Consider the following 15,731-nt stretch of genomic DNA (forward strand, 5'->3'; position numbering starts at 1 on the left):
TGATACACAATGCGAGCAACATCTAAGATTTTCTTCTCCATTGCGACCTACCTGTTCGTGTCGCTCATCGTTTACGTCCTCGGCGTGAACTTTGTCAAGGATGACGGCTACATGTACGGCACCGAGTGGGCGGGCCTCGTCGGCCTGGTCCTCGCCTTCCTGTTGTGCATGATGCTGGGTGTCTACCTCAACTTCACCGACAAGCGTGTCGACGTTGCCCCTGAGGACTGGGAAGAGGCAGAGACTGAGGACGGCGCTGGCATCCTCGGCTTCTTCTCCCCGAGCTCCATCTGGCCGCTGGCCATGACCGGCTCCATCGCCGTGTTGGGCCTGGGCGTCATCTTCCTCTACTACTGGCTGATTGCCCTCGGCGCAGTCCTGCTGGTGGCCTCCGTGACCGGCCTGTCCCTCCAGTACGGTCTGCCGAAGGAAAAGCACTAGCCGCTAGCCGCTAGCCTTTCCAACACTTCTCTTGCCCCTGCTACCGTTTCGGTGGCAGGGGCATTGGTGATCGGGGCGTCGCAAAGCGTGGTAAAAAGTTCCCCAGAATCCGAAATTTTCCGGAAAAGCTGTGCCGGCGGGGGAGGGACGCGCGCCAAAAGGCGGAGAATTCTCGCGCTCGGCGGGAAGTTGTAGCACGTAAATCGGTATTTTTACGGGGGTCAACCGAAAGTTGCAAACCAGTGCCTTTCGGCCGTAACTGAGCTGTGATTTATCTCATGGATTGATTGGGGGAAACTGGTTGCGAACGCGGCCTGTACCTTTCAAGATTTCCTTGCGCGCGGGGCAGGTGAAACGGTGAGTTGTGCAAATCTGGCGGATTACCTGCAGCGATGTGGCGTCGGAATTCGCGTCAAAAAGCTCCCGCACAACCCAGAAATACTTCTGATGTCGTTCGTGGGGCGAACGGTGCGGAAAGAAGTGCAGAAAGGCGAAAAATATCGGGGGGTGATGAGGTGACTTCACCGTGCTGACCGGCCATACTGATATGCGTGACGAGCGTAGTTTCAAACCAAGGTATGGCAGCACCACGTGTTGCCGCGCTGAACCGACCCAACATGGTCAGCGTCGGCACCATCGTGTTCCTGTCTCAGGAATTGATGTTCTTTGCTGGGTTGTTCGCGATGTGGTTCACCTCGCGTGCAAACGGTCAAGAGGGCGACTGGGCCGAGCACACCGCGCACATTAACGTGCCGATGGGCTTTGTCATCACGACGGTCCTGGTTCTTTCCTCCGTGACCTCCCAGTTCGGCGTTTTCGCAGCAGAAAGGGGTGACGTATTTAAGCTCCGCGTCTGGTACTCGGTGACCATCGCGTTGGGTGTTGTCTTCTTGGGCATCATGGCCTTCGAGTGGACGGAGCTGATCCTGCACGGTGTGACTGTTCAGGCCAGCGTGTTTGGCTCGGTCTTCTACATCCTGACCGGCTTCCACGCCGCGCACGTGACGGCAGGCCTTATTGCGTTCTGCATTATCATGGCGCGTATTGCCAAGTCGAAGTTCACGCCGGCACAGGCAACCGCGGCGATGGCAGTGTCCTACTACTGGCACTTCGTCGACGTTGTCTGGATTGGCGTGTTCGTAGTCATCTACCTAGTTCAGTAGGCGGTAGCCGCCCGGAGAAATCCTTCGGGACTACAGCCAGTCATTTCCGTGTACGAGTTATCTAAAGGACAATGATGGATAACATCCAGCAGCCCGCCGCAGTGGACAGCACCGCTGCCGCGGCTAAGAAGACCCGCCGTCGCCGCAAGGCGAAGCGCACTCTTGCTGGCGCCTTTGCTCTGAGCATTGGCCTCACCGGTGCCGGCGTCTTGGCTTCCGCCCTGACCCCGGACGCACAGGTGGCTACCGCTCAGAAGGATGACCAGGCTCTCGTTCAAGAGGGTAAGGACATCTACGAAGTCGCTTGTATCACCTGCCACGGCGCTAACCTGCAGGGCCTTGAGGGCCGCGGTCCGTCGCTGGTCGGCGTTGGTGCCGGTTCCGTGTACTTCCAGGTGCACTCCGGCCGCATGCCGATGATGTCGAACGACGCACAGGCTGAGCGCAAGACCCCGCGTTACACCGAGCAGCAGACCCTCGCCCTGGCCGCCTACGTGGCAGCCAACGGTGGTGGACCGGACATCGTCTACGACGAGAACGGCAACGTTGCTCAGGAGTCCCTGCGTGGCGCCAACTACAACGGCCAGATTCAGGCAGAAGATGTGGCTAAGGGCTCCGAGCTCTTCCGCATGAACTGCGCATCCTGCCACAACTTCACCGGTAAGGGCGGCGCGCTGTCCTCCGGTAAGTTCGCCCCGCCGCTGGCTCCGGCTAGCGAGCAGGAGATTTACCAGGCCATGCTGACCGGCCCGCAGAACATGCCTAAGTTCTCCGACCGCCAGCTGACCGCAGACGAGAAGAAGGACATCATCGCCTACCTCAAGTCTGCTAAGGAAACCCCGTCTCCGGCCGGTTGGGACCTCGGCGGTCTCGGCCCGGTTGCTGAGGGTCTGGCAATGTGGATCATCGGCATCAGCCTTCTGTGCGTTGCCGCTATGTGGATTGGATCGCGCTCATGAGCAATGTAAAGAAGAACTACACTGACGCAGAGCTCGACAAGATGAGCAACGACGAGCTCGCTGCTCTGGGCACCGAGCTTGACGACGTCACCGTGGCCTACCGCAAGGAGCGCTTCCCGGTGGCGGGTGACCCCGCCGAAAAGCGTGCGGCCACCAACATCACCATCTGGCTGCTGATCTCGGTCATTGCCGGTATCGCTTTCTTGGGCGTGTACCTGTTCTGGCCGTGGGAGTACCGCCTGCTCGGGGAGGATGGCCTGTGGTGGCACACCCTCTACACCCCGCTGCTGGGCCTGACCTCCGGCCTGACCATCCTGGGTCTGGGTTTTGCCATTGTCCAGTATGTCAAGAAGATCCTGCCGGAAGAGATCTCCGTGCAGCGTCGCCACGACGGTCCTTCTGAGGAAGTTGACCGCCGTACCCTGACCGCACTGCTCAATGACTCCTGGCAGACCTCCACTCTGGGCCGCCGCACCACCATCAAGGGCCTGCTGGGCACCGCGGGTGTTCTCTTCGGCCTGACTGTGATTGCTCCGCTGGGCGGCGCTATCAAGAACCCGTGGAAGAAGACCCACGAGCTCAACTACGCCGGCGACGGCACCCTGTGGACCTCCGGCTGGACCCTGCACGAGGAAGGCGTCAAGCTCTACCTGGCTCGCGACACCGGTACCATCGCCGAGATGCACCACGGCGAGTCTGGTTCTCACTACACCACCCGCGGCCTGGCCCGCCTCGTGCGCGTTCGCCCCGAGGACCTCGCTGCCGGCGGTATGGAGACTGTCTTCCCGCTGGCTGAGTCCGACGTCAACGACGGCAAGCTGTGGTCCGAGGACAAGGACGTCTACGAGAACCACATGCACTCGATTCACGGCAACCGCAACGCGGTCATGCTGATCCGTCTGCGTCACTCCGATGCGCAGAAGGCTATCGAGCGCCAGGGCCAGGAGGACTTCCACTACGGCGATTACTACGCCTACTCCAAGATCTGTACCCACATTGGTTGCCCGACCTCTCTGTACGAGGCTCAGACCAACCGCATTCTCTGCCCGTGCCACCAGTCGCAGTTCGACGCCCTGCACTACGGCAAGCCGGTCTTCGGCCCGGCCGCCCGTGCTCTGCCGCAGCTGCCGATCACGGTGGACGACGAAGGCTACCTGGTTGCCAAGGGCAACTTCATTGAGCCCGTCGGACCTGCATTCTGGGAGCGTAAGTCATAATGAGTAACAAACTTGCCAAGATGGGTAACAACATGGACGAGCGCTACAGCGCTGCCGGCGTCCTGCGTACCCAGCTGAACAAAGTCTTTCCGACCCACTGGTCCTTCATGCTCGGTGAGATGGCGCTGTACAGCTTCATCATTCTCATCCTGACCGGTATCTACCTGGCGCTCTTCTTTGACCCGTCCATCACCAAGGTCATCTACGACGGCGCCTACACCCCGCTCAACGGCGTGGAGATGTCCCGCGCTTACGCGACTGCTCTGGACCTCTCCTTCGAGGTTCGCGGCGGCCTCTTCGTCCGCCAGATGCACCACTGGGCTGCGCTGATGTTCATGATGTCCATGGTTGCGCACATGCTGCGCATCTTCTTCACCGGTGCGTTCCGCCGCCCGCGTGAGGCAAACTGGATTATCGGTTGCGCGCTCATCCTGTTGGGCATGATGGAGGGCTTCTTCGGCTACTCCCTGCCTGATGACCTGCTCTCCGGCGTTGGTCTGCGAATCATGTCCGCCATCATCCTGGGTCTGCCGATCATCGGTACCTGGATGCACTGGGCCATCTTCGGTGGCGACTTCCCGTCCGACCTGATGCTGGACCGCTTCTACATCCTGCACGTGCTGGTTCTGCCGGGTATCATCCTGGCTCTGGTTGCAGCTCACCTCATTATGGTCTGGTTCCAGAAGCACACCCAGTTCCCGGGACCGGGCCGCGCTGAGAACAACGTCGTCGGCGTGCGCATCATGCCGGTCTTCGCCACCAAGGCAATTGGCATGGGCATGATGGTTGCCGGTGTCCTGGCCCTGATGTCTGGTCTGCTCACCATCAACGCCATCTGGAACCTTGGACCGTACAACCCGTCCCAGGTCTCCGCTGGTTCCCAGCCGGATATCTACATGCTGTGGACTGACGGTGTTGCTCGCGTCATGCCGGCGTGGGAGCTTTACTTTGGCAACTACACCATTCCTTCCGCATTCTGGGTCGCCCTGCTCTGTGGTTTGATGGTTGTCCTGCTGATTGCTTACCCGTTCATCGAGAAGAAGCTGACTGGCGACGACGCTCACCACAACCTGCTGCAGCGTCCGCGCGACGTTCCGGTGCGCTCCGCCATCGGTGCCGCCGCAATCACCTTCTTCCTGCTGGTGACCATGTCCGGTGGTAACGACCACGTCGCTCACTTCTTCCAGATTTCGCTGAACGCGATGACCTGGATTGGCCGCATTGGTCTCATCGTTCTCCCGCCGATTGCGTACTTCATGACCTACCGCATTTGCGTTGGTCTGCAGCGCTCCGACCGCGAGGTCCTGGAGCACGGCATCGAGACCGGTGTTATCAAGCAGCTGCCTAACGGTGCCTTCATCGAGGTTCACCAGCCGCTGGGCCCGGTGGACGAGAACGGCCACCCGATTCCGCTGGAGTACGCTGGCGCCGCTGTTCCGAAGCAGCTCAACCAGCTCGGCCTCGCCGATTCCGAGACCCGCGGCATCTTCTCCACTGATGATGAGTCCATCGTCCGCAAGGTCAATGAGATTCAGGAAGAGAACCACGCTGAGGAGACGGAGATGTTCCGTCAGCTCAACGAGGCTAACCGCCGCGAGGACGAAGAGAACGGCCGCATCTAGCGCCTGAGCCACAGAAACACGCTCACAAGCCCGTTTCCCCCTTATTCTTATTAGATAAGGAAGGGGAGCGGGCTTCTTCGTGCTTGTAGGGCGGTGCCTGTGCGCCCCGACGGGTTATGTGGATTGCAGGGGGCATGGAGGCTCAGACGGTACGTTTTCGCGAGGACGCGCGAGATTTGGGGTGTTTGAGGGCCTTTTCTAGCGAAAGCGTACCGGCGTGGTTACTGAAAGTTTCCGCACCGCCAAAGGTGGGGCAGAGGCAGCGCCGGGGCGCCGGCGTGGGAGGAGCGGAGCACTCGCAGGCGTGTTACTAGTGCGAATACCGGGGCGGATGTGGCCGTGAGAATGGGCGGTGTGTGAAAGGTCACATATAATAGTTGTGGCTTATATTGCGCTACGCGGCGTTTGCCTGTGGGCCTATTTGGTTGGAATGCTTAGGCTCTGCTAAACTGCTGGTCATTCCAATTTTTCGGGGGAGCGCGTGCGCAAAGGTTGGTAACCTCGCTAGAGAGTTTCGATTGGGTAAACGGTTGATAACGGGACGATAACGGCGACGCGATAGCTGCGAAAATTCGACAGCGGTTGTGATGATTTCGTAACCTATTCGAGACATTGAGTTACCAACGGTGCTCAATACGAACTGAAAATTTCGCGCCGCATCTGGCCCCTCCTGATTTGGGGTCGAGCGGAGGTGGCCCTACAGGAACGGGCTGCCAACGAACGCTAGGCCCTTCCGGGTCAGAGCCTCCGCTGCACCGCCGCCCATAGGGGGCTGGCACCAGTTACGGGACCACAGTAAGGAATCGGTCCGCGTGAGTGGTTGTGCAGTGAAGGTAGGCGCGCAGGAAGAATTTGGAGTTTTATTCGTGGCTAAGCACCGTCGTCAGGGCACTACTACTTCCCGTCGCATCGCAACCACCGCTGTTGTCGCAGCATCCGCAGCTGTCACCGTCCCGGGTGTCGCCAACGCTGCTGAGGTTGTCATCCCTAACACTGACTACCGCTTCGAGGTTGCCGGCCTCGAGAACGTTCCGAACCTGAACCAGGTTCCGAACATCGAGAACTACGTCCCGAGCCTCAAGGCCAACGAGGGCGGCAACGTTGCTGCCCCGGCTCCGGCCCCCGCACCGGCGCCGGCTCCGCAGAAGACCGCCGGCCAGAAGGCCCTGGATGCTGCCCGCTCCGTTATCGGCGCTCCCTACGTCTACGGCGCCAACGGCCCGAGCGCCTTCGATTGCTCCGGCCTGACCTCCTGGGCTTACCGCCAGGCTGGCGTGGAGATCCCGCGCACCTCTCAGGGCCAGGCCTCCGGCGGCACCCAGGTGGCGCTGGACGCGCTGCAGCCGGGCGATGTCATCGTCTACTACTCCGGCGCATCCCACGTGGGCATCTACACCGGTAACGGCACCATCATCGACGCTCTCAACTCCGGCGTGCCGGTTCAGGAGCGCGACCTGAACTACATGCCGATCCACTCCGCGGTCCGCTTCTAAGCAGCCGGCTGGTTCAACGCAAACTTCGTTTCACGCCTCCCTGCTCGCTCTCTTTCCTGGGCGAGCAGGGAGGCTTTCACCATTTCTCAGCCCGGTGGAGTAGGGTCAACAAGGTTGAATGAACGTGTAGGGCCGTGCAGGGCACTGCGCGTTGCACATTGGGTCCGACGTTTCGCACTATCTGGGGATATTCACCGTGAAGTCTTACTTTTCCCGCCGTGGCCTTCGCGCCGCCGCGGGTACCGTGTTGGTCGCTGCCTGCGTGGCGGGCACCACGCCGGCGGCCATCGCTCAGGAGGCTGAGCCCGAGGGGCCCGGCCCCGTGGCTCCGGCGGAACCGGGGGCTGATGCGGATGTGGCGAGGCTCGTCGAGAAGCTCGCGGGCGTGGCCCAGCGCGTCTCCGCCAAGAACGAGGAAGTCAAGGGCCTGGAGGATAAGCTCGCTGAGACGCAGCGGCGCATCGATGAGCTCAGCGGGCGCGCGGATGCGGCCCAGCACGAGGCGGAGGCCGCCGCAGAGCGGCAGGGCCGCGAGCAGCAGCGCATCAACATGCTGGCGCAGTCGCGCTACCGCTACGAGCGGCGCGGGCCCGTGGCCACGGTGATGGACTCGGAGAGCGCCGGCTCCGCCGTGGAGCGCCTGGGCTACCTCGGGGCGCTATCCGCGCACGCACAACGCCAGCTCAAGGCCAAGTCCCAGGCCACGGCCGCAGCCCGCACAGCTCACGAGCGCGCGCAGGAGGCGGTAGCGCAGGCCGAGGCCGAGAAACGCGCCTTGGATGAGCAGCACGAGCAGTTGCTGCGCGAGCGTGCCGATCTGGACGCGCAGAAGGCGGAGATTGAGGCCGAGGTCGACGGGCTCAGCCCAGAGCAACGGGAGCTGTGGATCCGCCATTTCGGCAGCAGTAGCGACGTGGATATCGCCGCGCTCATCGGCGCCTCGGGCTCCGACGCCGTCAAGGCCGCGGTGAGCCAGCTGGGCGCGCCCTACGGCTGGGGCGCGGCGGGCCCCGATGCCTTCGACTGCTCCGGGCTGATGCTGTGGAGCTACCAGCAGCAGGGCAAGACCATCCCGCGCACCTCACAAGCACAGATCGCAGGTGGTACCCCGGTGCCCCTGGATCAGCTTCAGCCCGGCGACATCGTGGGCTACTACCCAGGGGTGACCCACGTGGGCATGTACATCGGCGAGGGCAAGATTGTGCACGCCTCCACCTACGGCGTGCCGGTGCAGGTGGTCCCGGTGGATTCCATGCCCATTCAGGGCGCGGCGCGCTATTAGGGCGTCGTCAAGCCGCGAGCGCCGATGGGGCCGAAAGGTGTGCACGCCATTAAAGTAGTGCGCATGGCTCGAACACTGCTGGTAACCAACGACTTCCCGCCCACTATCGGCGGGATTCAGTCCTACCTGCGGGACTTCCTGGCAACCCTGGACCCCGAGTCCGTCGTGGTCTTTGCCTCCACCCAGGACGCCGAGGCTGCGCGGCTTTACGACGCCTCCCAACCCCACCGCGTCATCCGCTGGCCGCGCAGGGTCATGCTGCCCACCCCGGACACTGCCCGGGAAATGCAGCGCATCATCCGCGAGCACAGCATCGACACCGTGTGGTTCGGGGCGGCGGCGCCGCTGGCACTCATGGCCCCGCAGGCCCGAGCAGCCGGCGCGCGGCGCGTCATCGCCACCACGCACGGCCACGAGGTGGGCTGGTCCATGCTGCCCGGCGCCCGGCAGGCCCTGCGGCGCATTGGTGACAACGCGGATTACGTCACGTACATCTCGCAGTACACGCTGGGGCGCCTGCGCCGGGCTTTCGGCCCGCACCCGCGCTGGGTCCACCTGCCTTCCGCGGTGAACCTGGAGGATTTCTCCCCGGCCAGTGCGGCGCAGAAACAGGCCGCGCGCCAGCACTTCGGGCTGGGGGAGGGGCCGGTGGTGGTGTGCATCTCCCGCTTTGTGCCGCGCAAGGGGCAGGACCAGCTGCTACGCGCCTTCCCCGCGGTGCGCCGCCGCTTTCCGGACGCCCAGCTGCTGCTCATCGGCCGCGGCCGCTACGAGGCCACCCTGCGCGAGCTCGCCCGCCTGTACTGCCCGGACGCCCTCATCCGCGAGGCGCGTGATACGGCCGAGCTGCGCCAGGCGCTGCACGCCGCGGACGTCTTTGCCATGCCGGCGCGCACCCGCGGCGGAGGCCTTGACGTCGAAGGCTTGGGCATTGTTTATCTCGAGGCGCAGGCGGCTGGCTTGCCTGTGATCGCTGGGGATTCAGGCGGCGCGCCGGAGACGGTAACGGCGGAGACGGGCGTCGTCGTGCGCGGTGGCAGCGTCCACGAGTTGGAGGCCGCGCTGGTGGAGCTGCTGGGGGATAAGGCCCGCGCCAGAGCACTGGGAGAGGCCGGCAGGCGCCACGTGGAGGAGAACTGGACGTGGGAGATCATGGGTCGGCGTCTGCGTGAGCTGCTGGGATAACAGCCGTGGCCGCCGGCTGGCTGGCGCGGGACTTCGCGCAGCGCACGCGCGGATGTGACCTCGCCGGGGTGGCGGTATATTCTTTTATTCATGCTTGAACAAACCTTCTCTCCCGATGAGGGGCTGACCATCGGCTTCGACATCGGCGGCACGAACCTTCGCGCGGCCGTGATCGACCTCGAAGGAGAGATCGTTGACACTTACAGCGTGGCCACGGCCAAGGAGGCCCGCCAGCTGGAGGATGACATCGTCGAGGCCGTGGAGACCCTCTCGCGCCACCACGAGATCTCCGGCGTGGGGCTGGCCCTGGCGGGCTTTTTAGACCCGCAGTGTGAGACCGTGCGTTTCGCCCCACACCTGCCGTGGCGCGACGCCCCGGTGCGCGAGATCCTCAGCGAGCGCCTAGGCCTGCCGGTGCGCCTGGAACACGACGCCAACTCCGCCGCCTGGGGCGAGGGCCGCTTCGGCGCGGGCCGCGGAGCGCAGGATTGGGTTTTCTTCGCGGTGGGCACCGGCATCGGCGCCACGCTCATGACGCACAACACCATCTACCGCGGCGCGTTCGGCACCGCCCCGGAGTTCGGTCACCTCGTGGTGGTGCCCAACGGCCGCCAGTGCTCCTGCGGCAAGCGCGGTTGCCTGGAGCGCTATGCCTCCGGAACCGCCCTGCCGGATACCTTCGCCGAGCTGCGGGGGGATTACGAGACCGGCCTGCCGGCCAACCCCACCGGGGAGCAGATTGCCGCCGCCGCGCGCCAGGGCGACCCACTGGGCGCGGCCGTCATGGAGAACTTTGGCCAGTGGCTGGGCCGGGGCCTGTCCATGGTGGCTGACGTGCTGGATCCGGAGCTCATCGTGCTCGGCGGCGGCGTGTCCCAGGACGCGGATCTCTACCTCGACACCGCGGTGCGCGGCATGTCTGAGCAGATCGTCGGGGCGGGGCATCGGCCGCTGGCCCGCGTCGCCACGGCCGAATTGGGCTCGGCAGCAGGTATAATCGGCGTGGCTGATCTCGCCCGGCACGCAAGCCACGTTGCCTCGGCGTAGATCCGCGCTGGGTCGAACCGCGCTGGGCATCCAGCACTCGGCGCTGGTGTCCGCTAAGAAATGACGGGAATGAAATAGCGATGAAAAACAAGTGGTACTGGGCTTTCAAGCACATCTTCTTCGGCCCTGCCCTGCGCGTCTGGAATCGCCCGTGGGCCGAGGGAATGGATAACATCCCCAAGGAAGGTCCAGCCATTTTGGTCTCCAACCACCAGGCAGTGATGGATTCCTTCTACTTCCCGCTCATGTGCCCACGCCAGATCACCTTCCTGGCCAAGAGCGAGTACTTCACCACCCCGGGCCTGGTGGGCCGCATGCAGAACTGGTTCTTCAGCTCGGTGGGCCAGGTGCCTGTGGAGCGCGATAATGAGGCGGCTGGTGACGCCATGCTGGACACTGCCAAGGGCATTCTCGCCCGCGGCGATCTCTTCGGCATCTACCCGGAGGGCACCCGCTCGCCGGATGGGCGCATCTACAAGGGACGCACCGGCATGGCGCGCATCGCCTTCGCCACCGGTGAGAAGGTCATCCCCATCGCCATGATCGGCACACGCAAGGCCAACCCCATCGGCTCGTGGATCCCGCGCCCTGTCAAGGTGGGCATGCGGCTGGGCACGCCCATCGATCCGTTGGCCTGGGCTCGCGATCGCGGGTTGGATCCGGAGGATCGCGCCACCGCGCGCGAGTTCACCGATTACGTCATGCACACCCTGTCTGACCTGTCCGGCAACCCTTACGTGGATTTCTATGCCTCGGAGGTCAAGGCCTCCCTCAATGCAGGCCATGGGTATCCGCGTGGCGCGGAGCCCGGTGGGGAGGCGCACTAACAGTTGAGTTCGCTTTCTCATCGCCTGGCCTGGCCGGACGTAGCGAAAGGCATCTCCATCCTGGGCGTGGTGCTTTTGCACATCACCCTGCAGGTCCCGGAATCCCAGGAGACGTGGCTGGCCGCCTTCAACGTCTGGCTTGACCCGCTGCGCCTGCCGCTGTTCTTCTTGGTCAGTGGGTATTTCTCCCGCAAGGTGCTCAAATTCAGCTTCCCGCAGCTCTTTGCCCGCCGGCTCTGGTACTTCCTGGTTCCCTACGTGGTGTGGATGCTCATCGAGCAGCAGCTCAAGCGCGTGGAGTACCACTGGGTCTTCGGGGATCCCATCTTTGACTTCTCGCAGCTCTTTGGCAGCATGCTGGTGGGCCACAGTATGGCGTGGTTCCTCCACTCGCTGATCCTCTTCAATATTTTCCTGTGGTGTGTGCGCACGCTGCCCAGCTGGGCGGCCTTCGCGCTGAGTTTTACGCCGGTGCTCTTCATGGCCTGGCAGGCCGAGTACACCTCCATTGCCAAGGCCGTGATGTTCCTGCCGGTCTTTGTGGGCGCGGCCTTCTTCCGCGAGTGGATTACGGCCTTCGCCGATGCCATCGAAGCTCCCTTCAAGGGGCGGTGGGACTCCCGCAGCTTCTGGGCTTACTCGGGCACCGTGGCGGCGTACGCGGTGGGCTTTTTCACCCGCCGCGCCTGGGATAACTACAGCGGCGAGGTTGCCGTTCCTTGGCCTTTCCTTGGCGCGGAGACTCTGGCGCGCGAGGACGTGCACATCCTGGTGCGCACGGTGGAGCAGATCTTCGAGACCCCCGTGGGCATCGCCCTGGCCGTGGCCATCTCCTACATCCCGGTGCTCTCCACGGCCCTGCGCTTCATCGGCTCGCACACCCTGCCCATCTACCTGGGCCACCCGCTGGGCCTGACGCTCTTCTATGGCTTCTACATGGCCAAGTTCCCGCATGAGGTCACCCTGGCAGGGCAGTGGCCGCTGGAGAGCACGTGGTTCTGGCTGTTCATGTGCACCATCTACTGCGCGATTGCCTCGCTGGCCCTGTGGTACATCCAGAAGATCCCGGTACTCAAATGGACCATGCGCCCGCCGTCAATTGTGCATCTGTGCGAGCGCGGCAGCCGTAGCCCGCGTTTAGTGCCCCCGAGTGAGCTTTCCCCGCGGGGGAGCGACTAGCATCAAGTCTCGTGCGTTACTTCTATGACACCGAGTTTATTGAGGATGGATCGACCATCGAGCTGGTCTCGATCGGTGTCGTAGGAGAAGACGGCAGCGAGTACTACGCGGTCTCCACCGACTTCGATCCCGCCAAGGCCAACGCCTGGGTGCGGGAGAACGTCTTGGACAAGCTTCCCAGCCCGGGGGATCCGGTGTGGAAGTCCCGCGAGACCATCCGCACGGAGCTGCTGCAGTTTCTCACCCGCAGCTCCACGCCGGTGGAGCTGTGGGCGTGGGTGGGTGCCTATGACCATGTGGTCGTGGCCCAGCTGTGGGGGGACATGGCGGGGCTGCCGCGTGTGCTGCCGCGCTACACCCGCGAGCTCAAGCAGTACTGGGAGTTTGCCGGCCGTCCCAAGCTGCCGGCGGTGCCGCAGGGCAACCACGATGCTCTTGTCGACGCCCGCCATAACCTGGCCAAATTCCGCGTCTGCGAGCAGCATTTGCCGCTGTCCAAGGGCAACCGGGCTATTTAGTTCGCCCTTAGCCCACGCACACCCCCTCATGGGTGGTTTAATATCCCATGTGAGTTGGACAGTAGATATTCCTAAAGAAGCCCTGCCTGATCTTCCGCCCCTGCCCGATGGCATCAACGAGAAGTTTCAGGATGTCATTGCCCGCGAGGCCAAGCAGCAGCCGAGCTGGGACCGCACCCAGGCGGACAACGTGCGCAAGATCCTCGAGTCGGTGCCGCCCATCGTCGTGGCCCCAGAGATCGAGGAGCTCAAGCGCAAGCTTGCCGACGTCGCCCTGGGCAAAGCCTTCCTCCTGCAGGGCGGTGACTGCGCGGAGACCTTCGAGTCCAACACCGAGCCGCACATCCGCGGCAACATTAAGACCCTGCTCCAGATGGCCGTCGTGTTGACCTACGGCGCGTCCACCCCGGTGGTCAAGCTCGGCCGCATCGCAGGCCAGTACGCCAAGCCGCGTTCCTCCGATCTGGACGGGCAGGGCCTTTTCAACTACCGCGGTGACATCGTCAACGGCGTGGAGGCAACCGAGGAGTCCCGTCGCCACGACCCCGCCCGCATGATTCGCGCCTACGCAAACTCCGCGGCGACGATGAACCTGGTGCGCTCCCTGACACACTCTGGGACCGCTGATCTTTACCGCCTGCACGAGTGGAACCGCGAGTTCGTGGCCAATTCCCCGGCCGGCGCGCGCTACCAGGCGCTAGCCATGGAGATTGAAAACGGCCTGGCCTTCATGAATGCCTGCGGAGTCTCCGATGAGACCCTGCGCTCTGCGGAGATCTACTGCTCCCACGAGGCGCTGCTCAAGGACTACGAGCGCTCCATGCTGCGCCTGGGCGTGGACTCCAACGGCGAGACCAAGCTCTACGATCTCTCGGCGCACCAGCTGTGGATTGGTGAGCGCACCCGCGGCCTGGATGATTTCCACGTCGCGTTCGCGGCGCTCATCGCCAACCCGGTGGGCATCAAGCTCGGCCCGGGCGTGACCCCGGAGCAGGCCGTGGAGTACGCCGAGCGCCTCGACCCGAACCGCGAGCCGGGCCGCCTGACGATGATCGCGCGCATGGGCCACGACAAGGTGCGCACCGTGCTGCCGCCCATCATCAAGGCAGTGGAAGACTCCGGCCACAAGGTGGTCTGGCAGTCCGACCCCATGCACGGCAACACCTTCACCGCGTCCAACGGCTACAAGACCCGCCACTTTGACAAGATCGTGGACGAGGTCCAGGGCTTCTTCGAGGTCCACCGCGAGCTGGGCACCCACCCGGGCGGAGTGCACTTGGAGTTCACCGGCGAGGATGTCACCGAGTGCCTGGGCGGCGCCGAGGACATCACGGACCTGGATCTGCCGGGCCGCTACGAGTCCGCCGTGGACCCGCGCCTGAACACCCAGCAGTCGCTGGAGCTGTCCTTCCTCATCGCGGAGATGCTGCGCAACTAGTAAGCCCGCCAGAAGGTGGGCATCGAGCCGTAGTAGCCGGAGCCGAACCACCAGGCTGCTACGGCCACGGCCAGCGTGGCCAGAACAACCAGCACCACAAAGCCCGCCAGGGCGAACGGGCTGCGGTTGCTCACTGGCCGCTCGGCTGGCTCTTCCTCGGCCCCTGCCGGGCGATTCTGCCCGGCAGGGGCTAGTGCGTCGTGTTGCAGCGGGGCAGCGTTGTGCGGCAGCGGCGCCGGGGCGGCCGGGAACTGCGCCGGGGGAGCATAGGGCGGTGCCGCGGGCGCGGGTGCTGGCTCATCGAGGCGGGTCTCAAAACTCAGCGGCTCGCGCCACATGCCTTGGGTTTCGGCCTCAGGTGCCGGATCAGGCTGCGGCGGCTCCTCCTGCGGGGGCTTCTGCTCCGCGAAGGTGGACGTGGCCTCGAAGACCGCCGTGTTGCCGGTGCCGGCGAAGTCCGTGGGCTTGGCCGCGGTGCGCGCTGCCGCGGAGTTGCGGGGGATGGGCACGGTGAAGGCGGGCAGGGCGAGTTCATGGGCGACGTCATCAAGAGCGTCGAGGAACTCGTGCGCGTCGGCAAAACGCTGGCGGGGCTCGCGGGCGGTGGCGGTGGCCACGAGGGCGTCGACAAGCTTGGGCACCCCCGAAATCCGCGCGCTGGGAGCGGGAACATCCGCGTGCAGGCGGGCCATCGCGTGCTCCAGCGGGGTGGGGCCGCTGAAGGGAACGGTGCCGGTGAGCAGCTCGAAGAGCACGATGCCGGCGGAGTAGACGTCCGAGGCCGGGGTGATGTCCTCGCCGTTGACCTGTTCCGGGGCGAGGTAGCTGACCGTGCCCACGATCTGGCCATTGCTGCCCGCCTCCGCCCGCGCGGAGCGCACCAGGCCAAAGTCACCGAGCTTGACCCGGTGGTTGCCGGTGATGAGCACGTTATCGGGCTTGATATCGCGGTGCACCAGGCCGGCGGAATGCACCTCAGTCAGTCCAGTGAGCACCGGGCGCATGACCGCCACCGCGGCGTGGGCGGGCATGGGGCCGCGCTCGGCGAGCAGCTCCCGCAGGGTGCCGCCGGTGATGAGCTCCATGATGAGGTAAATGGGGATGCCATCGGAGGAGAAATCGTGGATGCCCACCAGATTGGGGTGCTGCAGCTGGGCCATGGCTCGGGCCTCGCGCTCGAAGCGCTTCACAAAGACGGGATCGTCCTGGTAGCGCTCATCCATCACCTTGGCGGCAACTGCCCGGCCCAGGCGCATGTCGACGCAGCGGTACACGGTGGACATGCCTCCGCGCGCGATCGGCTGATCGATGCGATAACGCCCCTCGAGGATGTCGCCTACTTCCAGCCTTGTCATGGACA

The 15,731-nt window shown here is 64.1% G+C and carries 14 protein-coding genes; 13 read left to right on the plus strand and 1 reads right to left on the minus strand.

All coding sequences use genetic code 11. The annotated features are described in order from the left end of the window. Window positions 1-9 precede the first annotated feature (9 nt). The 13 genes from Q4E25_RS01785 to Q4E25_RS01845 all read left to right on the plus strand — a co-directional run bounded on the left by Q4E25_RS01785 (window position 10) and on the right by Q4E25_RS01845 (window position 14,371). Complete coding sequence (locus Q4E25_RS01785; protein WP_303153380.1) at window positions 10-441, plus strand: cytochrome c oxidase subunit 4; 432 nt, start codon at window positions 10-12, stop codon at window positions 439-441. Window positions 442-1,019: 578 nt separating this feature from the next. Continuing rightward, a complete protein-coding gene (locus Q4E25_RS01790; RefSeq protein ID WP_303153604.1) occupies window positions 1,020-1,604 on the plus strand; it encodes a heme-copper oxidase subunit III in 585 nt (194 codons plus the stop codon). A 71-nt stretch (window positions 1,605-1,675) separates the two neighbouring features. Further along, a complete protein-coding gene (locus Q4E25_RS01795; protein ID WP_303153383.1) occupies window positions 1,676-2,563 on the plus strand; it encodes a c-type cytochrome in 888 nt (295 codons plus the stop codon). Then, window positions 2,560-3,780, plus strand: a complete 1,221-nt coding sequence (locus Q4E25_RS01800; RefSeq protein WP_303153385.1) for a ubiquinol-cytochrome c reductase iron-sulfur subunit — start codon at window positions 2,560-2,562, stop codon at window positions 3,778-3,780. The genes Q4E25_RS01795 and Q4E25_RS01800 overlap by 4 nt, the downstream gene beginning before the upstream one ends. Then, a complete protein-coding gene (locus tag Q4E25_RS01805; RefSeq protein WP_303153387.1) occupies window positions 3,780-5,402 on the plus strand; it encodes a cytochrome bc complex cytochrome b subunit in 1,623 nt (540 codons plus the stop codon). The genes Q4E25_RS01800 and Q4E25_RS01805 overlap by 1 nt, the downstream gene beginning before the upstream one ends. Window positions 5,403-6,268: 866 nt before the next feature. Next, window positions 6,269-6,895 (plus strand): C40 family peptidase, encoded by a 627-nt coding sequence (locus tag Q4E25_RS01810; protein WP_303153390.1) that lies wholly within the window; start codon window positions 6,269-6,271, stop codon window positions 6,893-6,895. Window positions 6,896-7,091: 196 nt separating this feature from the next. Then, entirely contained in the window at window positions 7,092-8,177 is a 1,086-nt protein-coding gene (locus tag Q4E25_RS01815) for a C40 family peptidase (RefSeq protein WP_303153393.1), read from the plus strand. A 63-nt stretch (window positions 8,178-8,240) separates the two neighbouring features. Next, window positions 8,241-9,362: a glycosyltransferase family 4 protein gene (locus Q4E25_RS01820; RefSeq protein ID WP_303153396.1), complete on the plus strand. Its 1,122-nt coding sequence runs from the start codon at window positions 8,241-8,243 to the stop codon at window positions 9,360-9,362. 90 nt (window positions 9,363-9,452) lie between these two features. Beyond that, a complete protein-coding gene (locus tag Q4E25_RS01825; protein ID WP_303153398.1) occupies window positions 9,453-10,409 on the plus strand; it encodes an ROK family protein in 957 nt (318 codons plus the stop codon). An 80-nt stretch (window positions 10,410-10,489) separates the two neighbouring features. Further along, complete coding sequence (locus tag Q4E25_RS01830; protein WP_303153400.1) at window positions 10,490-11,236, plus strand: 1-acyl-sn-glycerol-3-phosphate acyltransferase; 747 nt, start codon at window positions 10,490-10,492, stop codon at window positions 11,234-11,236. 3 nt (window positions 11,237-11,239) lie between these two features. Beyond that, window positions 11,240-12,415 carry an acyltransferase family protein gene (locus tag Q4E25_RS01835; protein ID WP_303153402.1) on the plus strand — a complete coding sequence of 392 codons (1,176 nt, stop codon included), beginning with the start codon at window positions 11,240-11,242 and terminating at the stop codon, window positions 12,413-12,415. An 11-nt stretch (window positions 12,416-12,426) separates the two neighbouring features. Further along, entirely contained in the window at window positions 12,427-12,933 is a 507-nt protein-coding gene (locus tag Q4E25_RS01840) for a polyadenylate-specific 3'-exoribonuclease AS (protein WP_303153405.1), read from the plus strand. Between the two features lie 49 nt (window positions 12,934-12,982). Continuing rightward, on the plus strand, window positions 12,983-14,371 hold the full coding sequence (locus tag Q4E25_RS01845) for a class II 3-deoxy-7-phosphoheptulonate synthase (protein ID WP_303153408.1): 1,389 nt from the start codon (window positions 12,983-12,985) through the stop codon (window positions 14,369-14,371). Here Q4E25_RS01845 and Q4E25_RS01850 read toward each other — a convergent pair. Continuing rightward, entirely contained in the window at window positions 14,368-15,726 is a 1,359-nt protein-coding gene (locus Q4E25_RS01850; RefSeq protein ID WP_303153410.1) for a protein kinase, read from the minus strand. The genes Q4E25_RS01845 and Q4E25_RS01850 overlap by 4 nt on opposite strands. Window positions 15,727-15,731: the final 5 nt, after the last annotated feature.

It is taken from the genome of Corynebacterium sp., assembly GCF_030532325.1.
Taxonomy (GTDB): Bacteria; Actinomycetota; Actinomycetes; order Mycobacteriales; family Mycobacteriaceae; genus Corynebacterium.